This is a genomic window from Lacticaseibacillus nasuensis JCM 17158, assembly GCF_001434705.1.
GTDB classification, from domain to species: Bacteria; Bacillota; Bacilli; order Lactobacillales; family Lactobacillaceae; genus Lacticaseibacillus; species Lacticaseibacillus nasuensis.
Window position 1 is genome coordinate 259,728 of record NZ_AZDJ01000003.1, and the last position, 21,535, is coordinate 281,262.

The window sequence follows — 21,535 nt, forward strand, 5'->3', positions numbered from 1 at the left end:
GCACCATCAGGAGGAAGAATTCATCATGAAGAAAGCACTCATCTCTGCCTTGGCCGCGTTGGCCTTGGTGATCACCGGTTGCGGCACGAGCCAAACCGGCAAATCGGCGCAGGCCGGCCCGGATATCGCCAAGATCGTGAAGGCCTCCGCCACTGCCCAAGCCCAACAGAAAAATACGCACATGCAGATGGCCACCACGATGAAGGCGGACTCGGAAACCATGCACGTGGATATGAACGCTGATTTTGTCATGAAGCCACTGCAGATGCTTGGCGAGTATCGGGTCACCGGCGCCGGGCAGGACAAGACGCTGTCGCTGTACCTGGACGAGCAGAAGACTTACGTGAAGACCGGCACGCAATGGGTCGACGGCACCGCCGTGATGCAGCAGCTGATTAATCCCGCCAGTTTTAAGTCTCAACTCAACGGGGGGCAAATCAAGTCTATTTCGAGCACTGCATTGAAGCAGGCCAAGTTGAAGCGGACCAAGACCACGGACACGGTGACGATGCACTTCACCGGCAAACAAGCCCAAGCCATCATGAAGCAAGGCAAAAAGGCGCTGGCCAATAACCAAGTCAACGCGCTGATGAAAGACGCGAAGTTCAAAACGGTCGACTATCAACTCGTCATCGATCGCGCCACCAAGCTCCCGCAGAAATTCGTGATGGGCCTGTCGCTGACCTACCAAGGCAAACCGGCTGATGAGCAGATGGCCATAACTTATTCCAACTGGGGTAAGGTAACCGTCACTGCTCCAACGATTGATTAACCATGAAATCCCGCTATTGGTGGGATTTTTTAGCTGAGATTGGGAGGAGCATTGTGATGAAGAAAGTGTTATTGACGGTATTGGCCGCCTTGGCCGTGGTCAGCACGGGCTGCCACAGCGGCAACTCCGCCAAGCCCACCAAGCCGGCCGGGCCGAACATCGCCAAGCTGGTTCAGGCCGCCACGGCTGCCCAGGTGAAGCAAAAGAGTGTCCACATGGCCGTCACGACCATGGTTAGCACTGCCTCACAAACCACGCACGCTGATCTGGATGCCGATTTCATCATGAAGCCGCTACAGATGCGCGGCACGTCGCAGGTCACCGGGCAGACGCAGCCCAAGCCTGTGGAGCTCTATTACGATGCGAAGCACAGCTACTTGAAGGTGGGGGATCACTGGATCGATGCCTCCAAGTCGATGACAGCCATGGCCAACCCCGCCGGTTTTGCCGGGCAACTGCGTGGCGATCAGATCAAGGCGATTCCGCAGTCGGCGCTGAAACAGGCTAAGTTGAAGCGGACCAAAACCACCGACACGGTGACGATGGGCTTCACCGGCAAGCACGCCAAGGCCATCTGGACGCAAGGACAACAGGCGCAATCCGGCAGTGATTCGCAGTTAAAGCAGACCAGCATTAAAAAGCTGCACTATCAACTCGTCATCGACCGCGCCAGTCAGCTGCCGCAACAATACCAGCTGCGCATCACCGTGAAGCGCCAAGGGCAAACGATTGATGAACTGATCACCATCACGTATACCAAGTGGGGCAAGATCACGATTACCACGCCAGACTTGAAGTAGCCTCATCATCCCGCCTCTGGTGGGATTTTTTTGGGTCAAATTTTGAAGATTCTGCGTAATTGCGGCGGGGTCAACGCCGGGGCTTGGCGGGGCTGGTACAATGAAGGGGCAAAGAGCACGAATGGTGGGTTTAGGGTTCGCTTAAGGGCTCGCTCACAACTTAATCGTGTTCGCCGGGGCAAAAGACTGCACACAAGTCCACCTGAGCACTTGAAAGGCAAAGAGCGCCTTTCAAGCACTCAGGCGACGCTTGTGCCCCGTCTTCTACCCGCCCCGGCTCACAACTTAATCGTGTTCGCGAAGGCAGCGGACTACACGTAGGACCACCTGAGCACCGAAGCACAAAACCCGTGCTTCAGCACTCAGGCGGCGCCTACGCTCCGTCCGCTAACCGCCTTCGCTCACAACTTAATCGTGTTCGCGAGCCCAAGGGACTGCACACAAGTCCCCCTAGCACTCGAAAGGCAAAAAGCGCCTTTCAAGCGCTAGGCAGCGCTTGTGCTCCGTCCCTTAACCGGGCTCGCTCACAACTTCAAGGAGATTCCCAACTATGAAAATCTTGATTGTCGATGATGATAAAGAAATCGTTGAACTGCTTAGCATTTACGTTAAAAACGAAGGCTACGAGCCGCTTCAGGCTTTGAGCGGGAAGGAGGCCATTACCAAGTTGGCCACCAACCCCGACACCGCGTTGATGATTCTCGACATCATGATGCCGAACATGTCCGGTATCGAGGTGGTCAAGCAGGTGCGCAAGGACTCGCAGATCCCGATCCTCATCGTCAGCGCGAAGACCGGCGACATGGATAAGATTCAAGGCCTCATCACCGGGGCCGACGACTATGTCACCAAGCCCTTCAACCCGCTGGAAGTCATGGCGCGGGTCAAGAGCTTGTTGCGCCGCAGCACCAACAACGTCACCAATCCCGAACCCGACGAGCTGGAGGTCGGCCCGCTGACCATCGAGCGCGACAGCCACGAGGTCACCACCTTGACCGGCAAGCAGATTCAACTCACCGCGCTGGAATTCGGCATTTTGTACCTGCTGGCGTCGCACCCGAACCGCGTCTTCTCCGCGGATGAAATCTTCGAGCGCGTGTGGCAACAGGAATCCATCGTGTCGGCCAAGACGGTGATGGTCCACGTCTCGCACCTGCGGGACAAAATCGAAGAGGCCACCGGAGGCGAGAAGGTCATCGAAACCGTTTGGGGCGTCGGCTATAAGGTTGAAGGATAAATGGAAAAAGTACGGCTAACCGCCAAAGAGAAATCCGAGCTATGGGGCGAGGGCATCATCACGGTCATTTTGCTGTTGATGTTGAACCTCGCCTTGGTCGTGATTCTAAAAGAGGTCACGGCGCAAAATCCGAAGCTGCAAAACGCGATTTGGGGCATCAAAAACGTGGTCGTGTTCGGCCAAGACACGCACCTGTGGAGCTGGCGCTACCCGCTGACCGGGCTGATGCTGGTGGTCGATGCGGTGGTTGTCTATTGGCGGCTGATTCGCCGCTACCACCAGATGCAGATGCGCCACGTCATCGCCGAGCTGCATTACATCGCCAGCGGTCACCTCGACCATCGCATCAATTTCGCCGTGGGCACCGATTTGCAGAAGGTGATCAACTCGATCAACGCGCTGGTGGAATCGGCCGTGAACTCCATGGCCGAGGAGCGCCGCATCGAACAAAGCAAAGACGAGTTGATCACCAACGTCTCCCACGACATTCGCACGCCGCTGACCAGCATCATCGGTTACCTCGGGTTAATCGAGGATGGCCAGTATAAAGGCGATGAGGAGCTGGTGAAGTACACGCACACCGCCTACATGAAGGCCAAGCAGATGAAGGTGCTGGTCGAGGACCTCTTCGAATACACCAAGGCGCGGCAAACCACGACGCCGCTGAACGCCGTGAGTTTCAACATGGTGGCGATGCTGGAACAGCTAGCCGCCAGCTACGAGCTGGAAGCTGAGCGGGCGGACATGAGCTTTGTCGTCACCGGCAAGCCCGATCCGCTGATCATGGAGGCCGACACCGAGAAGCTCGGCCGGGTGTTCAACAACCTGATCGTCAACGCCTTGAAGTACGGCAAGGGCGGCAAGCACATCTACCTCGACGCCGAAAAAATCGGCTCCGAAGCCGTCATCAAGGTCTCTAACGACGGGCCGCAGATTCCCAACGACTCGCTGAGCAGCCTCTTCGACCGGTTCTACCGCGTCGAGGAAAGCCGCTCGCAGGAAACCGGCGGCACCGGCCTCGGCCTCGCCATCGCCCAAAGCTTCGTCACGCTGCACGGCGGGTATATTTACGCCGACTCGACGCCGGAGCTGACTAGTTTTGTCATTCACCTGCCGTTGCAACTTGGCACCACACTGCAAAAGCCAAAGGAGTGAGCGTCATTAAGTGGAAACGATTCATCGTCGCTGCTGTCATTGCGCTGGCGACGCTGGTGGGGGTCGCCCCGCACCCCGCCCAGGCCGATACAACCATTGATGCCAAAGCGGCCATCGCCATCGATGCGCAGTCCGGCAAGATTTTGGCGGCCAATAACGCGTCCACGCCGCTACCGATTGCGTCGATGAGCAAACTCGTCAGCATCTACCTGGTGCGCGAGGCCATCAAGGCCGGCCGCCTGCAGTGGACCGATACCGCGACGCCGGATGCCAATCTCGTCAAAATCAGTCGCAACAAGGCGTTGTCTAACGTTGCCTTGAGCGCCAACACCAAGTACACGGTGCGCACGCTGTACGAGGCGAGCCTGATCGAATCGGCCAACGCCGCGGTCATGTTGTTAGGCAATGCCGTGGCCGGCAACCAAACCAAGTTCGTCGCCATGATGAACGCCAAGCTCAAGGAATGGGGCATCACTGACGCCCACATCGTCAACGCCTCGGGGTTGGTCAACAAGGAAATCGGCCCGGACAAGCTGGCCGGCACCAGCGACACCGACGAGAACCAAATGTCGGCAAGCGATATGGCCCAAGTTGCCCAGCACCTCATCGCCGATTTTCCCGATGTGCTGACGACCACCGCCACGCGGCAGCTGACCTTTGCCAAGGGGACGAGCGACCAAGCCGAGATGACGAGCTGGAACCTCTTGTTGAAGGGGCAAAAGGACTACGAGGCTGACCTCCCTGTCGACGGGTTGAAAACCGGCACCGGGGACAAGGCCGGCGACTGTTTTGTCGGCACGGTGAACAAGGCGGGCATGCGGGTGATTACCGTGGTGATGCACGCCAATGGCAAGCAAAGCGACCGCCGGTTCATTCAAACTGCGAAGTTGATGAAGCAGGTGTACGCCGATTGGCACGCCATCACCATTCCGGCCGGGACTCGCATCAGTGGCGTCAAAACGGCGAAGCTGGTCCGCGGCACGATCACGCGCGTGCCGGTCGCAACCATGGCGGCAACGCGCGTGGTAGTGCCAACGGCCGTGACCGCGCAAACCGTCCTTGGCCAGTGGGTGCAGCGCCACGCGTTAAGCGCGCCGCTTGCCCGCGGCACGGTTGCCGGCGCCATCAGCTTGGCGGCTGACGGCGAGGCGCGCGGCTATGTGGGGGCGAACCAGGCGCCACGCGTGGCCGTGCAAACCACCCGGCGCGTCAAGAAGGGCAATCTCTTCGTCTTGATCTGGCGCGGCGTGCAGGAATACTTCGGCGACTTGTTCTAACAGAGGCATCCGCACCGCGGTGGTGGGGATGTTTTTCGATTCTGAGGCGAATTCACACGGGGGAGGTGTGGTGGCATGGTGACCTATTTTCCGATTACGCAAGCCGGTCGTGACCACTTGCAGGCGGAGGTTGAACAATTAAAGCACGACCGGCCGCAGTATATTCAGCGGCTGGCCGCGGCCGCCGCCCTCGGGGACCGCTCGGAGAACGCGGAATATAGCGCGGCCAAGCGCGACTTGCGCCAGCTGGAAGGGCGACTGCGGTATCTGGACAAGCTGCTGCGCTATGGCCAGCCGGTGCCGGCTCCGGCAGGCGACGTGGCGGCAATCGGCACCACGATTACCGTCAGCTTTGGGCCCGGCGATGAGGGCACTTACCGCCTGGTGGGCCCGGTGGAGGCCAGCATGGCGCCGAGTAATTTGGCCAGTGATTCGCCGCTGGGGCAGGCGCTGCTGGAGCACGCCGCCGGGGACACGGTGGTTGTGCACGCGCCGGCCGGTGATTACTCGGTCACCATCGTCGCGGTGAGACGTTAACGCTATGCTATAATTGAATTGATTTTGCGTCGGCTAACCCGGAGGAGATTACAATGGCACTTTCACTGAACGCATGTATTTTATTACTCAAGGAACATCACCTGCTGAAAAGCAGCGCGGTGCAAAACGATTTGAATACGGACATGACCGGTATCGCCTATGATTCACGCAAGGTGTCCGGCCCGAGCCTGTTTTTCTGCAAAGGGGAGAAGTTCCGGCCGATTTACCTGTCGATGGCTAAGGACAACGGTGCCATCACGTATGTCGCCGAGAAGCCTTACGTCGAAGGCAACGGCATGAACGCCTTGATCGTCGTGAACGTCACCAAGGCCATGGCCATCCTGGCCGCCGCGTTTTACGACTACCCGCAAGACGACATGACGGTAATCGCCTACACCGGCACCAAGGGCAAAACCACCAGCGCGTACTTCACCTATGGCATCTTGAATCAGGCCCACCCGAAGCACGTGGCGTTGCTGTCGACCATCGAGCGCATCGTGGGTCCGAATGCCGACCAGCGCTTCCCATCAACGCTCACGACGCCGGAGTCCTTGGACCTGTTCCACGAAATGCGCGAGGCGGTCGATAACGGCATGACGCACCTGGTGATGGAGGTGTCGAGCCAAGCCTACCTGCGCAACCGCGTGTTCGGGCTGACCTATGACGTCGGCTTCTTCTTGAATATCACGCCGGATCACATCGGCCGCAACGAGCACCCGAGTTTTGCCAATTACCTGCACAACAAGATGCAGGTGCTGGTCAACGCGCGCAAGGTCGTCATCAACGCCGAAACCGAGCACTTCGCAGAGGTTTACGCGGCGGCCACGACGACCACCTATCCGGAAAGCATCTACTTGTTTGCCAGCGCGGGCTTCAAGCCGGCCCAGGCGGACTTGGACATCGATTTTCGCTACGAGAGCCTGTCCTCGGACACCAGCCGCAGCCAGTTCAAGCTGGTGCCGGTGACCGACAAGGCCGCGGCGCTGAACGTCGGTGGTCAATACAAGCTGGCGCTCATCGGTGACTTTAACGAAAGCAACGCCACCGCGGCCATCATCGGCGCCGGCCTGGCCGGCGTCGATGCCAGCAAGGCCGTCCCGGGCATTGAAAACGTGAAGATTCCCGGTCGCATGGAGCACGTTGCGCTGCCCGGCCACGGCACGGTGTACGTCGATTTTGCCCATAATTACGGCAGCCTCAAGGCGTTGTTGCACTTCCTGCGCGCTGAGTATCCCAAGCACAAGCTCAACGTCGTCATCGGCGCGCCTGGCGACAAAGGTATCAGTCGCCGCCCGGACTTCGCCAAGGTCCTCGACGAATACGCCGACACCGCCTATTTGACCACCGACGATCCAGGTTACGAGGATCCGGCCGCGATTTGCGCCGAGATTCAAGCGGCGATGAAGAACCCCGCGGTCAAGGTGGAAACGATTCTCGACCGCGAAACGGCGATTCAAGCCGCGCTGGCCGCCGCCGATGACACCACGGTGACCGCCGTGGTGGCCAAGGGCGAGGAGCGCCGCCAGCTCGTGCGCGGCTTGCGTCAGCCTTACGTCGGTGACATGCCGGCCGTTCAGCACTATGCTGAACAACTAAAGGTAGGCGAATAAGATGCGACACTTTTTCAGCGTGATCGGCGGCATGGGCACGGCGGCGACGGAGAGTTACGTGCGCCTGCTCAACGCGCGCACCCAGGCCAAAAAGGACCAGGATTATATGAATTACATCCTGGTCAATGACGCCACGGTGCCCGATCGTACCAGCTATATCCTCGATCACAGCCAGCCGAGTTTTTATCCCGACCTGCTGGCGGACATTCAGCAACAAAGCCTGCTGCACCCGGATTTCATGGTGATGGTGTGCAACACCGCCCATTACTTCTTCGATGACCTGCAGGCGGCCACCGACGTGCCCTTGCTGCACATGCCGCGCATCGCGATTCAAGAAATGTGCGCGCGCTACCCAGAAGAGCAGCGCATCGGCCTGATCGCCACCAAGGGCACCATCGCCGATGGCATCTACACGCATGAAATCGAACGCACCGGGCGCGAAGTGGTGCTTGGCGACGCGGCGCTGCAAGACCAGGTGATGGACCTGATTTACACCTACATCAAGGAGCAAAACGTCGTCAACGCGGCGTTGTACCACGAGATTCTCGCCACGATGCACGACAAATTCGGGGTCAACGTGGTGGTGCTCGGCTGCACCGAGCTGTCCTTGGCGCAGGAAAAAGCCGGCGACCACCCGTATCAAGTGATCGACGCGCAAAGCATTATCGTGGACAAAACCCTGGCGCTGGGCCGCGCGTTTCGCGAAAGCGACGCGGCGGGCCAGGCCTTATTGAAGACCATGACGGACTGAAAGGAGCAATTTTGATGGCACATTTGACTAAACTGACCGATACATACACGCTGGCTAACGGCGTAAAGATTCCCATCGTTGGCTTTGGCACCTGGCAGACGCCAGCCGATACCGTCGCCCAACAAAGCGTTGCGGCGGCACTGAAGGCGGGTTATCGCCATATCGATACCGCGGCCGCTTATGGCAACGAGGAAGGCGTCGGCGCCGGCATTCGCCAATCCGGTTTGCAACGCAGCGAGGTGTTCTTGACCACCAAGCTGTGGAATGGCGATCACGGCTACAACGCCACCAAGCAGGCCATTGACGCCAGCCTGACGCGCCTGGGCACGGACTATGTCGACTTGTACCTGATTCACTGGCCGAACCCCATCAAGTTCCGCGACACCTGGCAGGACACCAACGCCGAAACTTGGCGCGCCATGGAGGAAATCCTCCAAGCCGGCAAGGCCCGCGCCATCGGGGTCTCGAACTTCCGGCCACACCACCTCGACGAACTGGCCAAAACGGCTAACATCACGCCGATGGTCAACCAGATTTTCCTCAACCCCTCCGACCTGCAGCCAGAAGTGGTCGCCTACAACCAGGCGCATAACATCTTAAGCGAGGCCTACAGCCCGCTTGGGACCGGCAAGATTTTCGAAGTCGGCGAGTTGAAAAAGATCGCCGCGCGCTACCACAAGAGTGTCGCCCAAATCGTCTTGCGCTGGTCTCTGCAACACGACTTCCTGCCGCTGCCAAAGTCCGTGCACGAACAGCGCATTCAAGAAAACGCGCAGCTGTTTGACTTCGAATTAAGTCATCATGACATGGAAGTCATCGATGCCTTGCACGGGACCGCCGGGTTGGCTACCGATCCGGATACCGCCACTTTCTAACGCAAGCTCAACGTAACGGAGGAGCCCATGTACGAATCCACTAAGAAGCATCATGTTAGCGACGCCGTGGCAGAAGTGTTTCCCGCCGCTGTCACCAACCAGATTTTTGAGGTCATTCAGCTGATGAACAAAGCCAAGCAACTGGTCACCGCGCCGGTGGCCGTGGCTTTTTCCGACGACTATACGGATGACGAAATGTACGCGTTGCTGATTCAAGGCGACGTGGCGCCGGCGCAGGAATTTCCGCTGACTTATCGCGGCGACAAGCCGTTCCTCGGCCACGGTTACATCCTGATCGTGAAGGATAACCCCAAGACCATCTACATCGACTTCAGCAAGGCCAACAACCTAGACGAGGTCCGCTAGCACCAAGAGCCACCCAGTGCGGTGGCTCTTTTCATGCCCCGTGGGGAAACTTTCTGGTCAAGGCTACTGACTTCAGGTAAACTAGTTTGGTAAATCGTAATCATTACTGTTTAAGGCTGGCGGTGGTGTGGCGGGCAGGGGCCGCCGAGTCGCAAAGTGCGCGACTCACCGCCCAGGCAGCGCATCTGCTCCGCCTCATAACCGGGCCCGCTCACAACTTAATCGTGTTCGCGAGGGCAAGAAGCTACACACAGGACCACCTGATGGCCGACTCGCAAAGCCCGCGAGTCAACCCTCAGGCGGCGCCTGTGTTCCGCTTCTTAACCGCCCTCGCTCACAACTTGCTCACAACTTGGAGGTTTTATGTCTTCTGCGCTTATTAGTATTAATCATTTGCGGTTCGGGTTTCATGACCGGCCGCTGTATTCCGATTTGAATTTTACGTTGGCGCAAGGCAGCTTGACGAGCTTGATTGGGGCCAACGGGGTGGGGAAGACGACCTTGGTGCGCCTGATCATGGGTGAACTCCAGCCCGTGGGCGGAACGATTACCCGGATGCCGGGGCTGCGCCTGGGGTACGTACCGCAGTTTCGCAACATCGACAGCGAGTACCCGTTGACCATCCGCAGCTTCGTCCAACTCAACCAGCACGGCTTGTGGCCGTGGCACACGCGCGCGGAGAAGCAAGCGCTGGATGCGGTGCTGAAGCAAACTGAGCTGACCGAGCGGCAACACCAGCTGATTGGGCAAGCCAGCGGCGGGGAAAAACAAAAGGCGTACCTCGCCCAGGCACTGCTGACTGCGCCGAACTTCCTGATTCTCGACGAAGCCACCGCCAGTCTCGACGTCAACACGAAAACCGAGCTGATGAGTCTCGTGCGTCAGCTCAACCGCAACAGCGGGCTTACGGTCCTCTTCATCACCCATGACCTGCAACTGGCGCGGGAGTATACCGATCAGTACCTGTTGCTGACCCCGGATGACTACGAGCTGAAGCCCACCAGCGCCATGGATATGGCGAAGATGCCGCCCGAGCTTCAACCCGCAGAGGAGGTGCAGTGATGTTTGCCTATGAATTCATGCAAAATGCCTTCATGGCCAGCACCTTTATCGCCATCACCTGTGGCTTGGTTGGCGTCTTCGTCAGCGCCCGGGGCATGTCGTTTCTGTCGCACACGTTAAGCGAGGTTGGCTTTGCCGGTGCCGCCTTTGCCGTGTTCGCCGGCATCAGTCCCTTGGTGGGGATGTTGCTGTTCACCATCGTCAGCTCGATTGCGGTGGGCAAGTTGTCGGTGAAGGCGTCGCGGCGGGAGGCGTCGATTTCGGCGGTGTCGAGTCTGTTTGTTGGGTTGGGCATCCTGTTTCTCTCCCTGTCCGACTCCAGCAGCAGCTACGCCACGACGATTTTATTCGGGAGCATCGTTGGCATTTCTCGCGGTGACGTCTGGCAGCTGGTCGGCTTGGCCGGGGCTGTGTTGGTGACGTTGTGCTTCGGGTTCCGTAGCCTGGCGTTTGACTCCTTTGATCCAGACGGCGCGCGGGCGCAGGGCCTGCCGCGCAACTTGTTGTCGATCTATTTTCTCTTGATTCTTGCCGTGTCGGTGTCCATCGGCGCGCAAATCGTCGGTAGCCTACTGGTGTTCATCTTGCTGACGCTACCGAGTGCGGCGGCGAAATACCTCGGCCACACGCTGCCAGCGATGCTGGCCATCAGTGTCGGCGCCGCGCTGATTGGCGTCTGGCTTGGTTTGTACCTGGGTTACATCACCAATTGGCCGGTCACCTTTTTCATTGCCGCCATCGAGTTTGGATTTTATTTTATCGCATTGGGCATTCGGCGCCTGCGCGATTAATCAAAGATTGGTAGAATAGGGATATTATCATGCCATCATAAAAGGAGAATTGCGATGATTACTTGTCCCAACTGCGGCCAGCAGATCCCTGCTGATGCCGAGTTTTGTACCTTCTGTGGCGCGCGGTTGACGCCGGCGACCACCACGAGTCAGGCTGCGCCGACGCCCGTTCAGCCACCCGTGGCGCCGGCGACTGCTCAGCAGGCGACCCAACAGCCGCAGCAACAGCCCATTGCGCCCCAACCGACGCCGCTCCCGCCGACGCAGCCCAGCGCTTTTTCGCTGTTTCTCAAAGACTACTGGCACTACCTACTCGATTCGATTAAGCACCCGGCCACGATTACGCGGACCTATCACAAGTACGCCGGGCTAACCAGCATCGGCTTGACGTCGTTGTTAGTTGGCTTGAGCTTCTTCACCGATAACCATCGCCGGTACGCCACGGCGCAGCTTCATCAAGTCATCAGCGCCGGCGACAGTGAGCGCGGCTTTGCCACATTTTTCGCCTGGTTCTTAATCATGTTCTGTGGCATCTTGTTGTATGCTTCGACGGCGCATGTGGTCAGCGGGTCGCTACTCGGCGACAAGCGCGCTGATTACCTCACCGGTCTCAACGAGTTCGGTCATTACAGCAATCTTGCGGTGCCGGTCAGCGTGCTGTTCCTGCTGTACGCTTTGGTGGGCACGCAGACTGGTGGCTACTACGTCGGCGTGAATGTCACCTTGCTGACGATGGTGGTGCTGCTCGTGTCGATTGCGGCGACGACGACGATTTACTACACGGCGATTCAAACCCATCTTGACCGCATCTACGCGTTTATCGTGACCCATGTGGTTGCGATTCTCCTGATTGCGGTATTGTGCAAGCTGATTTACAGCATGTTTGCCGATGCCAGTAGCAACAATAGTTTCGGTCCCTTTAGTTAACAAAAACACGCAGCCCGCGGGCTGCGTGTTTTTTATTGCCATGAGGGATAGCTGGTGATCAACCCTTGCGTGCCCAGATCGCCGTCCCCGGCGGCTTGCAGGGCCTCGTACAGCCGTGCCGCTTCGGCGGTGGCGGGCAAGTCGAGGTGCATGCGTTGGGCCTCCGCCAAGGCGATTTTCAAGTCCTTGACGAAGTGCTTCACGAAAAATCCCGGGGTGTAATCGGCGGCGAGAATCCGCGGGCCGTAGTTGCGCATGCTCCAGTTATCGCCGGCACCGCCGCTGACGGTGGCGATGACCTGCGTGAGGTCCAGCCCAGCCGCCTTGGCGTAAACCAACATCTCGGTGAGGCCGGTCATCGTGCCCGCAATCATGATTTGGTTGGCCATCTTGGCGTGTTGGCCGCTGCCGGCGTCGCCGAAGCGCGTGACGTGACTGGCGATGACATTAAAGATTGGCTGCACCTGCGCGAGTGCCGTTGCCGGCCCGCCGACCATCACGGACAGTGTGCCGGCCTTGGCGCCAACGTCACCGCCGGATACCGGCGCGTCGAGGGCCTGCACCGATTGCGCTGCGGCCTTGGTGGCAATCGTTTGCGCCAGCGTCGGCGTGCTCGTGGTCATGTCCACGACGATGCTGTGCGGCTTGGCGCCGGCCAGAATCCCGGTCTCGCCGAAATACACCTGCTCGACATCGGCGGGGAAGCCGACCATCGACAGCGTCACGTCGCTCGCCGCGGCCACGGCCTGCGGTGAGTCGGCCCAGGTGGCGCCGGCAGCGAGCACGGTAGCGGCGTGCGCCTTGGTGCGGTTGTAGACGGTGACCGCGTAGCCGGCCTTCAACAAATTTAAGATGATGCCGGTGCCCATGACGCCGGTGCCGATAAAGCCGATTTTCATAATAAACTCCTTTCACCAAAACCGCCTCCGAATTAGGGAGGCGGTCAGAGATTATTGATTGATTAAGCCTTCTAATTCATCCAGCCGAGTTTCGAAGACCTTGAAGGCGGCCTCGAGGTAGTCCGGCTTCGTCATGTCGACGCCGGCGAGTTTCATCGTGTCGATGGCGTCCTTACTGGAGCCGGACTTGAGGTAGCCGAGGTACTGGTCAACGGCGCCTGGCACGCCGGCGGTAATGCGGCTGGCCAGCGTCGACGCCGCGGCGAAGCCCGTGGCGTATTGGTAGACGTAATAGTTCATGTAAAAATGCGGAATCCGCGCCCATTCCAAGGCGATTTCCGGATCACGTGCGACGGCCGGCCCGTAATACCGCGCGTTCAAATCGGCGTAGTAAGCGGACATCGACTTGGCGGTCAGTGGCTCGCCCGCGGCGTCTTGAAGGTGAATCCAGTGCTCGAACTCGGCGAACTCGGCTTGGCGGAACACCGTGCCCTTGAAGCCATCCAGGTAGTAGTTAAGGATGTAGGCGCGTACTTTCGGGTCGGTTTGCGTCTTCAAGAAGTAGTCGGTCAGCAGATTTTCGTTGCTGGTGGACGCAATCTCCGCCACGAAAATTGGGTAGTCGCCATACACATACGGCTGGTTGTGGCGGGTGTACCACGAGTGGACACTGTGGCCGGATTCGTGCACCAGCGTGTATAGCTCATCGACGGAGTCCTGCCAGTTTAGCAGAATGTAGGGATCGGTATCATAGGCACCACCGGAGTAGGCTCCGGAGCGCTTGCCCTTGTTTTCCATGACGTCCACGTCGCGGCTGGCGTAGATGTGGTCGAGGTGGCTGAGGTAGTCTTCGCCAAGCGGGGCCAAGGCGCGCTTGGCCTCGGCTTGCGCCTCTTGGTAGGTGTAAGACAAAGGTGGCTTGCCCGTCAGCGGCACGTACATGTCGTACATGTGTAACTCGTCGACGCCAAGCAACTGCTTGCGCAAAGCGACGTAGCGGTGCAGTAATGGCAGGTGCGCGTTGACCTCTTTGATCAAGGTGTCGAACACGCTGGTTGGAATGTGGTTGTTGGCCATGGCGGCTTCGCGGGCGGAGTCGTAGTGATGCGCGGTGGCGAGGAAGTTATGCCGCTTCGTTTCACCGGACAAGGTCTGGGCAAACGTGTTTTGCAACTTGGCGTAGGCGCCGAACAAGGTCTTGAAGGCCCCTTCACGCACCGGCCGCTTGGTCGAGCGCATCAGCTGACCATACAAGCCGTTGCTTAACGCGACGGTTTCGCCGGCTTCGTTGGTGACGGTACCCAGGTCGATATCCGAGTTATCCAGCACGTTAAACGTGGCGCGCGAGGCGCCTAGCGCGTCGCCGGCGGCACTCAGCAGACTTTCGGCGTCTGCGGTCAGCACGTGGTCACGGTTGACCGTGATGCCGTCTAAGTAGTGCTTGTAGCCGCGCAGCGTGTCGTTGGTCGCGACCCAATCGGCCAGCGTCGCAGGGGCGATGGCCAGCACTTCTGGTTCCAAAAAGGCGGTTTGGCTGCTGACAACGGCGGCCATGCTTTCAGCCTTGGCGTTCATCGCCTGGTACGTGGCGTTGCCGGTATCCTGATCGCTTTTCATGCTGGCATAGACGTACACTTTTTCCAGTGCGCGGTAGATGCCGAGAATCTGCGTGATCCCCGCGGCCAGCGCCTCAGCCGAAGTGCCAAGCGTGCCTTGAAGTTGCCCGGCGGCTTGTCCCTGGGCCAACACGTCGTCATAGGCGGCTTGCCAGTCGGCATCCGTTGCAAAAATCTTGCTCAGGTCCCAAGTTAATTCGGTTGGGACCTCCTCTCTCGTCGGTAAAGTCTGCATGATGCGCCTCCAATTTCTAATATTTGTTTAATGTTACCACAACTTAACCTTTTCGACCTACAACCGTGACGGGAATGCGCTAGAATGTGAAAGACAATCGAAACAATTCAAATGGAGAATAAACGAATGGAAAGACGCACGCGTTCTCGGCGAGAGCTGACGCCACACATGATGATGTGGCGCTTGATCTGGCTGACGGTGATCATGGCGTTCGTCTTGGTAACGGGTTATGGGGTGCGCCTCTATGCGCAAACCGAAAATGCCGTGAAGGGCACGTACCAGCCGACCACCAAGACAACGAAGGTCACCAAGAAAAACATCGAAGCCACCAAGCCAATCAGTATTCTCCTGATGGGGACCGATACCGGCGCGCTAGGCCGCACGGATAAGGGCCGGACCGACACCATGATCGTGGCAACCATCAACCCGAAGCAAAAGCGCACGACGATGGTCAGCATTCCCCGCGACACCTACGTCCAGATTCAAGGCGGCACGGTGCAAGGCGACAAGATCAACGCGGCGTATACCTATAACGGTACGGATGGCGCAATTTCGACCGTTTCCAAGTTACTGGCCGTGCCGATTAACTATTACGTGCTGGTCAACATGACCGGGCTGAGGAAAATCGTCGACGCGGTCGGCGGCGTCGACGTCAACGTTGCCTTTTCCTGGACCGATCCCCAACACGTCGGCAACTATCAGTTCACCAAGGGCCCGATGCACCTCAATGGCGCGCAAGCCTTGGCCTACGCGCGGATGCGGTACCTCGATCCAGAAGGTGACTACGGCCGCCAGAAACGCCAGCAAGAGGTCATCGAAGGCATCGTCAAGAACGCCTTAAGCGCAGGCACCTTGAGCAATTACAGCACACTGATGAAGTCCTTGAGCAGCGCGATTCAAACCAACCTGACGTTTGATGAAATCAAGAGTATCGCCACCGGCTACAGCAGCAGTGCGAAGACCTTCAATCAGAAGACATTGAAGGGCACCGGCGCCATGGTCAACGGCGCTTCCCTGCAGTTGCCATCTACCGCTGAGTTACAGTCTGTTTCAGATTTGTTACGAGGCGAACTCGGGCTCAGCAAAACCACACTGAATAACTATAGTACGAAAGAAAACGCGGCAAACGCCAACACCTTCAACTTTTCCACTGGTGCCGGCACTTACACATTGTACTAACTAAAATTCGCCACCTGATGAAACAATCGTTGGGTGGCGTTTTGACGGTAAATAATTATCAAATTATTCTAGAGAACACCAGACGAACGTTAGTTGTGGAAGATGAATAGATGCCGACGAGCGGACTAAAACGTTAAACAATATATTTCCGGAACTGATTCACCACGTGTTTGTTCCGGCAAATAGGTGGTTAAATTCCAGGAATATAGCGTGTTTTAGGCGATGGGGAGTATATATTTAGGTGATTTTCACGAGAATATTAGCAATTTGAGTTATTGTTCATTCACATAAAGCAATATTCGTTCTATGGCTTTTATCTCTACTTTGACGATAAAGAGTTACACCATAACCCACAACATTTGTATTGGTAATAATCGTAATCTAATTGCCCTCGTATTCAATCGATGTTCCTACCTATAATGAGTTCACGGAGAACCAGCACTGGGGGTTATACGTGCTGACACCAGAGTTAACCACATTAGGAGGAACTGAAATGACAGATCGTCGTGGAGCAAAGAAGTTGTTTAAGACACATAAGGGTTGGATGGCTGCAGGGATTACGGCTGCAGCGCTGTTTAGCTTCCAACTGGCAGGAAATCAGACGGCATCAGTTCAGGCTGATACGAATGAGTCGACCGAGCCAGGCGTGGGTGCGCCTGAACTGCAACAAGATATCTTATACCTGCAGAAAGAAGTTGCTGGAGCGACTAATCCGGCTGTGAAGGAACACTTCCAGACTCAATTAGATGCAGCGACCGCTGCGCTTAAGAAGCTTACTGATGCGCCTACGCCGGATAATGGCGGTACGACTACACCAGACAATGGCGGTACGACTACACCGGACAATGGCGGTACGACTACGCCAGCTACCGGCGACACGACGAAGACTGCTGCAGATGACAAAGCTGCTCAAGAGAAAAAATTGAGCGACTCCAAGTCTTATCTTGAAAAAGAGATTGCTGGCACGACTGATCCGGCTCTGAAGGAACAGTTCCAGAAACAATTAGCTGATGCTACTGCTGCGCTTGATAAGCTGACCGACACCGGCACACCTGCTAACGCGTTTAATGACACCAACACGCCGAACAAGTCCACCCAGGCTTCCGACCAAGCGAAGGCTGATGCTGATGCCGCAGCAGCTGCCGAGAAGGCAAAGGCCGACGATGCAGCGGCTCTGAAGGCTAAGGAAGCCTTGGTTCAGACTCAAGCTGGCTACAAACTTGGCTTAAAAGGTTTCAAGCCGTCTGAATCATCTATGCAGGATCCGGCATTTGCTGCTGGCTACAAGCAGGGTGCTGCTGAGAGGGCTGCTGCTCAGAAGTCTGTTGTTGATGCTACATCTAAGCAAGAAGATGCAGCCAAGACAGCTGCTGAGAATGCGCTGAAGGCTAAGGATGCTTTGGTTGAGATTCAGGCTGGTTACAAAGTTGGTGCTCAAGGTCTCACACCGACTGATATAGCCATGAAGGATCCTGCATTTACCGCCGGCTACAAGCAAGGGGTTGCTGACAAGGCTGCCCGTGATGCTGCGGCCCAAAAGACAGTTGCCGAGAATGCGCTGAAGGCTAAGGATGCCTTGGTTGAGATTCAGGCTGGCTACAAAGTTGGTGTTCAAGGTTTCACCCCGACTAAGATTGCCATGCAGGATCCAGCATTTGTTGCCGGCTACAAGCAAGGGGTTGCCGATAAGGTTGCTCGCGAAGCCGCAGACGGGACCGCTGCTGAGAATGCGCTGAAAGCTAAGGATGCTTTGGTTGAGATTCAGGCTGGTTACAAAGTTGGTGTTCAAGGGTTCACGCCGACTGCATTGGCCATGAAGGATCCAGCATTTGTCGCTGGCTACAATCAGGGTAAGGCCGACAAGGCTGCTCGCGATGCTGCCGCTAAGACCGCTGCAGACAACGCCATTAAGGCCAAGGATGCTTTGGTCAACATTAAGGCTGGCTACGACATCGGCAAAAAGGGCTACAAGCCAACTGAACTGGCCATGAAGGACTCAGCATTTGCCGCTGGTTACAAGCAAGGTGCTGCTGACCGTGCCGCCGAATTAGCTGCCAATGCCGCTAAGGCCAAGGATGCTTTGGCACAAATCAAGGCTGGCTACAAGGATGGCAAGGATGGCGTAAAGCCGACTGCTGAACAGATGGCGAACACCGCTTATGCCGCTGGCTACAAGCAAGGTGCTGCTGATCGTGCCGCTGCTGCCGCCAAAGATCCTAAGACGCCAGATCCTAAGAAGCAAGATCCTAAGACGCCAACTCCTATTTCTACTAAGAAGAACACGACCGACACTAAGGGTGATACCACTGATAACAACTCTGGTGCTGCGACTAAGAAGTCTGCAGAAGGTACTGCATTACCACAAGCTGGCGATGACACTAACGTCGTTGCAGCAAGTCTTGGTGCAATTGCAGTCTTCGGCGCATTGTTCGGCTTAGCCGGCGATCGTCGCAAGCGCGCTTAAGTTTAGGCGAGATACACGAAAACGACCCCGCGTGGGTCGTTTTTTGTTGACCATAGTGATTGCGAATTATTCGCATAATTAGCGAAAAAACATTCAACCATTTAATATCAGTAATTATTTGCGTCAGTTCTGTACGTTCATGAAAAAATAAGTAGTTTACCATGCGTTGAAGAATTGATATTATTACTTTACTGATTAGCCAATGGGGATGGCAGGAATTGAATGGGGAGCGACCATGGGGAAACGAATTGATCTGGTGGGCCAGCAGTTCGGGCGGCTGACGGTTGTCCGTCTATCTCAACATGTTCATCGCAACGGGAACGCGATGTGGGTGTGCCAATGTTCTTGTGGCAACGTCGTGGAAGTGGACGGCTATGCCTTGCGCCACGGCCTGACCACCAGTTGTGGCTGTGCCCGGCGGGAAGCCAGTGCGGCGCGGATGCGGCGATTGAATAGTCAAGGCGCGCAAGATGGCCAGCCGACTAACGTCAAAGGGCTGACTGTCCCGCGGCGCAACAATCAAACTGGCGTGGTTGGGGTCAGCTACCAGCCGGGTTCTGGCCGCTGGTTGGCGCGGATGCAACTGCATGGCAAAGTGGTATTGAACGCGACGTTTCCGAGTTTTCCCGCTGCGGTACTGGCGCGCAAACAAGCCGAGAAGCAATTCTTGGCCGGAGTCGTGCCAACCACGCGGAATCCTTCTGAGCAAATTCGCGCCGGCTTGTTGAAGCCACCATTCGGCGATGCGGCAGCCATTGTTGCGCGCATCAGGTTGGCCTATGAGTTAATGGAGGAACATCAGCTGTCATCTGACAGTTTGACCTCATCAAAAATGAATTATTGAAACAACTAGACTAAAGAATATTTTCCGAATTAATTAACGATATTAAGGAACACAAAAAGAGGGTTCAGGTGATTTTTCACCTGAACCCTCTTTGCGTTAGTCGATCTCGCCAGCCGGGGTGCGCAGTGGCTTGCCTGCCAGCTTGGCGTAGATGGTGCCGCCAATCAAGCCAATCAGCATGAAGGGCACAAAGTCCATCGAGATGCTGAACAACGGAATGTAGTGAAGCGCGAACGTGTCGATGGCCTTGAAGAAGCCCAGGTTCCCCAGAAACGGTGGTAAGGCATGAATCGCATCGAGAATCGCGGGAATCAAGGTCAACCCGATCGTTGCCTTGTAGATTGCCGGCTGCTTGCCGATGAAGGGATGCAGCATGCCTAAGATGATCAGCGCAATCGCCAGCGGGTACAGCAGCATGAGAATCGGACTGGATAAGGCGATGATCTGATTCAAGCCGAAGTTCGAAATCAAGAAGGAACCGAAGCAGGTTGCGATGAGGAATTTGCCGAAGCCGATTCTCGGGAATCGCTTGCCGAGGTCCTGCGACAGGCTGCTGACTAGGCCGATACAGGAGGTCAGGCAGGCCAGCAGGGTCATGGCACCAAGCAGCCCGGTGCCGATGAGGCCGGTGTAGTGGGTCATGATGGCATTGAAGGCGGGGCCGCCGTTTGCCGTAGTCTTGGTAAACTGCAGGGAGATGACGCCTAAGGCAATCAAGAAGATGTAGACGATGGCTTCTAACCCCATCGACAGCGCGCCGACCTTTGCGACGTCTTGCGAGCGGCGCTTGGCGGTATTGACGCCGAAGAAACCGAGCGCGGCGACGATGGTGACCCCGAAGCCAAGCCCTGCTAAGGCGTCCATCGTGTTGTAGCCTTGCAAGAAACCATTGCTGAGGTTAGCCGTTGCCGCGGTGGCGTGGGTGCTTGCCGCCAGGATGCTGCCGTCGCCTTTGATCAGGAAGGCCGTGATGAACGCGGTTGCCAACAGCAACAGCAACGCCGGGTTCAGCAACTTGCCGACGTAATCGGTAATCTTCTGCGGCCGCCGGGATAACAGATAGGTGATCAGGAAGTAAATGGCCGAAAAAATCAGCAGTCCCATTTGCATCTGGCCTTTTTGTAAAAAGGGTTGAATCGCCACTTCAAACGTGACGGTGGCCGTCCGCGGCGTGGCGATCAACAGGCCAAGGCTGGCGTGCGTGAAAATCAGGAAGAACAGGGCGAAGTAGTGACCCACCGGGCGGGCCAGGTGGTACATGCTGTCGCTTTCCGTCATGGCAATCGCTAGAATCGCGCACAGGGGCAAGACGACGGCGGAGAGCAGGAAGCCGATGGTGGCCGGGATCCAGTTGCCCCCGGAGATTTGCCCGAGGTGAATCGGGAAGATGAGGTTGCCGGCACCGAAGAATAGGCCGAACAACATGGAGCCCAGAATAATGTATTCCTTTTTGGTTAACCGATGATCTGATTTGATTTCCATAATCGATTCCTCCGAATGATGACTTGCGTTGCAAAGACAGAAAAACGCCCTTGGTAGAATGTCTCTACCAAGGGCGTTTGCGCGCGTTACCACCTTGCTTCGCCGGGACGTCACCGTCGCGGCCTCGAAAAGTACGGCCAGGTCCGGATCCCGGCGATACTTCATTGCTGTAATGGGCGCAATCCCAGTCACCACTTTGAGCACGCTCATCGCGGCGACGACTCGTAGCCTACTTTCGCTTGGGTTAATCAGACCGCTTCTCACTCGCCACGGCTCACTGACTGACGCTCCCAGTTACTCTGCTACTCACTGTCTTTGTTTCGATTGAGACTAAGTATACAGGGTGAGATGAGAAAGTCAAGCGTAAATTCTCACCGATTACCAAGAATTGATACAGCTGTCCAGCTCGCGAGGGATTAATGACTCGGCGTGGACACCGCTGCCCAAAAAACGTTAAAAAAAACACCAAAGACGCCTCTGGGTGGTCCCTCAGCGTCCTTGGCGTGTTGGCTTGCGGTTGCCCTCTAGGTGGACGAGCCCAAGGCCGGTGCCACCTGTCGCCATTGCTGGCGATGCCTTCAGTTACGGTGCCCAAGTTACCTCGGGACTTCAGCGTTGCGCTGGACCTGGCGTTGCCGCCTGCCGCGAGTTTCTTT

The 21,535-nt window shown here is 56.9% G+C and carries 19 protein-coding genes; 16 read left to right on the forward strand and 3 right to left on the reverse strand.

The annotated features are described in order from the left end of the window. Positions 1–25: 25 nt before the first annotated feature. The 13 genes from FD02_RS02920 (at position 26) to FD02_RS02980 (ending at position 12,160) form a co-directional block, all read left to right on the forward strand. A complete protein-coding gene (locus FD02_RS02920; RefSeq protein ID WP_056950290.1) occupies positions 26–772 on the forward strand; it encodes a DUF6612 family protein in 747 nt (248 codons plus the stop codon). A 56-nt stretch (positions 773–828) separates the two neighbouring features. Continuing rightward, positions 829–1,572 (forward strand): DUF6612 family protein, encoded by a 744-nt coding sequence (locus FD02_RS02925; RefSeq protein ID WP_054723485.1) that lies wholly within the window; start codon positions 829–831, stop codon positions 1,570–1,572. A gap of 550 nt (positions 1,573–2,122) precedes the next feature. Beyond that, complete coding sequence (gene croR / locus FD02_RS02930) at positions 2,123–2,809, forward strand: response regulator transcription factor CroR (protein ID WP_054723486.1); 687 nt, start codon at positions 2,123–2,125, stop codon at positions 2,807–2,809. Then, the gene (locus FD02_RS02935; protein ID WP_056950293.1) at positions 2,810–3,964 is read left to right on the forward strand and encodes a sensor histidine kinase; all 1,155 of its coding nucleotides are present in this window, start codon (positions 2,810–2,812) and stop codon (positions 3,962–3,964) included. Continuing rightward, a complete protein-coding gene (locus FD02_RS02940; protein ID WP_056950295.1) occupies positions 3,961–5,241 on the forward strand; it encodes a serine hydrolase in 1,281 nt (426 codons plus the stop codon). The genes FD02_RS02935 and FD02_RS02940 overlap by 4 nt, the downstream gene beginning before the upstream one ends. 75 nt (positions 5,242–5,316) lie before the next feature. Beyond that, complete coding sequence (gene greA, locus FD02_RS02945) at positions 5,317–5,778, forward strand: transcription elongation factor GreA (RefSeq protein WP_056950297.1); 462 nt, start codon at positions 5,317–5,319, stop codon at positions 5,776–5,778. 53 nt (positions 5,779–5,831) lie between these two features. Further along, positions 5,832–7,388: a UDP-N-acetylmuramoyl-L-alanyl-D-glutamate--2,6-diaminopimelate ligase gene (locus tag FD02_RS02950; protein WP_056950300.1), complete on the forward strand. Its 1,557-nt coding sequence runs from the start codon at positions 5,832–5,834 to the stop codon at positions 7,386–7,388. Between the two features lies 1 nt (position 7,389). Then, on the forward strand, positions 7,390–8,139 hold the full coding sequence (locus tag FD02_RS02955) for an aspartate/glutamate racemase family protein (protein WP_054723478.1): 750 nt from the start codon (positions 7,390–7,392) through the stop codon (positions 8,137–8,139). A 14-nt stretch (positions 8,140–8,153) separates the two neighbouring features. Then, a complete protein-coding gene (locus FD02_RS02960; protein WP_056950303.1) occupies positions 8,154–9,014 on the forward strand; it encodes an aldo/keto reductase in 861 nt (286 codons plus the stop codon). A 27-nt stretch (positions 9,015–9,041) separates the two neighbouring features. Beyond that, a complete protein-coding gene (locus FD02_RS02965) occupies positions 9,042–9,380 on the forward strand; it encodes a hypothetical protein (RefSeq protein WP_054723479.1) in 339 nt (112 codons plus the stop codon). A 363-nt stretch (positions 9,381–9,743) separates the two neighbouring features. Beyond that, the gene (locus FD02_RS02970) at positions 9,744–10,442 is read left to right on the forward strand and encodes a metal ABC transporter ATP-binding protein (protein ID WP_054723481.1); all 699 of its coding nucleotides are present in this window, start codon (positions 9,744–9,746) and stop codon (positions 10,440–10,442) included. After that, positions 10,442–11,233, forward strand: a complete 792-nt coding sequence (locus FD02_RS02975) for a metal ABC transporter permease (protein WP_054723482.1) — start codon at positions 10,442–10,444, stop codon at positions 11,231–11,233. Before FD02_RS02970 ends, FD02_RS02975 begins: the two co-directional genes overlap by 1 nt. 54 nt (positions 11,234–11,287) lie before the next feature. Beyond that, positions 11,288–12,160: a zinc ribbon domain-containing protein gene (locus FD02_RS02980; protein ID WP_056950306.1), complete on the forward strand. Its 873-nt coding sequence runs from the start codon at positions 11,288–11,290 to the stop codon at positions 12,158–12,160. A gap of 32 nt (positions 12,161–12,192) precedes the next feature. Here FD02_RS02980 and FD02_RS02985 read toward each other — a convergent pair whose 3' ends face one another. Together FD02_RS02985 and pepF are read right to left on the reverse strand one after the other, a co-directional pair. After that, on the reverse strand, positions 12,193–13,059 hold the full coding sequence (locus tag FD02_RS02985) for an NAD(P)-dependent oxidoreductase (protein WP_056950309.1): 867 nt from the start codon (positions 13,057–13,059) through the stop codon (positions 12,193–12,195). A gap of 51 nt (positions 13,060–13,110) precedes the next feature. Beyond that, the gene (gene pepF / locus FD02_RS02990) at positions 13,111–14,910 is read right to left on the reverse strand and encodes an oligoendopeptidase F (RefSeq protein WP_056950312.1); all 1,800 of its coding nucleotides are present in this window, start codon (positions 14,908–14,910) and stop codon (positions 13,111–13,113) included. Positions 14,911–15,078: 168 nt separating this feature from the next. Between pepF and FD02_RS02995 the strand changes: the two genes are divergently transcribed. From FD02_RS02995 to FD02_RS03005, 3 genes are all read left to right on the forward strand, one after another. Continuing rightward, complete coding sequence (locus FD02_RS02995) at positions 15,079–16,089, forward strand: LCP family protein (RefSeq protein ID WP_235806660.1); 1,011 nt, start codon at positions 15,079–15,081, stop codon at positions 16,087–16,089. A gap of 493 nt (positions 16,090–16,582) precedes the next feature. Continuing rightward, positions 16,583–18,553 (forward strand): LPXTG cell wall anchor domain-containing protein, encoded by a 1,971-nt coding sequence (locus FD02_RS03000; RefSeq protein WP_056950315.1) that lies wholly within the window; start codon positions 16,583–16,585, stop codon positions 18,551–18,553. 235 nt (positions 18,554–18,788) lie between these two features. After that, on the forward strand, positions 18,789–19,397 hold the full coding sequence (locus tag FD02_RS03005) for a hypothetical protein (protein ID WP_175265286.1): 609 nt from the start codon (positions 18,789–18,791) through the stop codon (positions 19,395–19,397). A gap of 96 nt (positions 19,398–19,493) precedes the next feature. Here FD02_RS03005 and brnQ read toward each other — a convergent pair whose 3' ends face one another. Further along, positions 19,494–20,879: a branched-chain amino acid transport system II carrier protein gene (brnQ, locus tag FD02_RS03010; RefSeq protein ID WP_056950317.1), complete on the reverse strand. Its 1,386-nt coding sequence runs from the start codon at positions 20,877–20,879 to the stop codon at positions 19,494–19,496. Between the last annotated feature and the right edge of the window lie 656 nt (positions 20,880–21,535).

What these genes read in the sequence shown, in the direction of transcription:
- FD02_RS02920 (WP_056950290.1), top strand. Translation starts at nt 26, where the DNA reads ATGAAGAAAGCACTCATCTCTGCCTTGGCCGCGTTGGCCTTGGTGATC.
- FD02_RS02925 (WP_054723485.1), top strand. Translation starts at nt 829, where the DNA reads ATGAAGAAAGTGTTATTGACGGTATTGGCCGCCTTGGCCGTGGTCAGC.
- croR (WP_054723486.1), top strand. Translation starts at nt 2,123, where the DNA reads ATGAAAATCTTGATTGTCGATGATGATAAAGAAATCGTTGAACTGCTT.
- FD02_RS02935 (WP_056950293.1), top strand. Translation starts at nt 2,810, where the DNA reads ATGGAAAAAGTACGGCTAACCGCCAAAGAGAAATCCGAGCTATGGGGC.
- greA (WP_056950297.1), top strand. Translation starts at nt 5,317, where the DNA reads ATGGTGACCTATTTTCCGATTACGCAAGCCGGTCGTGACCACTTGCAG.
- FD02_RS02950 (WP_056950300.1), top strand. Translation starts at nt 5,832, where the DNA reads ATGGCACTTTCACTGAACGCATGTATTTTATTACTCAAGGAACATCAC.
- FD02_RS02955 (WP_054723478.1), top strand. Translation starts at nt 7,390, where the DNA reads ATGCGACACTTTTTCAGCGTGATCGGCGGCATGGGCACGGCGGCGACG.
- FD02_RS02960 (WP_056950303.1), top strand. Translation starts at nt 8,154, where the DNA reads ATGGCACATTTGACTAAACTGACCGATACATACACGCTGGCTAACGGC.
- FD02_RS02965 (WP_054723479.1), top strand. Translation starts at nt 9,042, where the DNA reads ATGTACGAATCCACTAAGAAGCATCATGTTAGCGACGCCGTGGCAGAA.
- FD02_RS02970 (WP_054723481.1), top strand. Translation starts at nt 9,744, where the DNA reads ATGTCTTCTGCGCTTATTAGTATTAATCATTTGCGGTTCGGGTTTCAT.
- FD02_RS02975 (WP_054723482.1), top strand. Translation starts at nt 10,442, where the DNA reads ATGTTTGCCTATGAATTCATGCAAAATGCCTTCATGGCCAGCACCTTT.
- FD02_RS02980 (WP_056950306.1), top strand. Translation starts at nt 11,288, where the DNA reads ATGATTACTTGTCCCAACTGCGGCCAGCAGATCCCTGCTGATGCCGAG.
- FD02_RS02985 (WP_056950309.1), bottom strand. Translation starts at nt 13,059, where the DNA reads ATGAAAATCGGCTTTATCGGCACCGGCGTCATGGGCACCGGCATCATC.
- pepF (WP_056950312.1), bottom strand. Translation starts at nt 14,910, where the DNA reads ATGCAGACTTTACCGACGAGAGAGGAGGTCCCAACCGAATTAACTTGG.
- FD02_RS02995 (WP_235806660.1), top strand. Translation starts at nt 15,079, where the DNA reads ATGATGATGTGGCGCTTGATCTGGCTGACGGTGATCATGGCGTTCGTC.
- FD02_RS03000 (WP_056950315.1), top strand. Translation starts at nt 16,583, where the DNA reads ATGACAGATCGTCGTGGAGCAAAGAAGTTGTTTAAGACACATAAGGGT.
- FD02_RS03005 (WP_175265286.1), top strand. Translation starts at nt 18,789, where the DNA reads ATGGGGAAACGAATTGATCTGGTGGGCCAGCAGTTCGGGCGGCTGACG.
- brnQ (WP_056950317.1), bottom strand. Translation starts at nt 20,879, where the DNA reads ATGGAAATCAAATCAGATCATCGGTTAACCAAAAAGGAATACATTATT.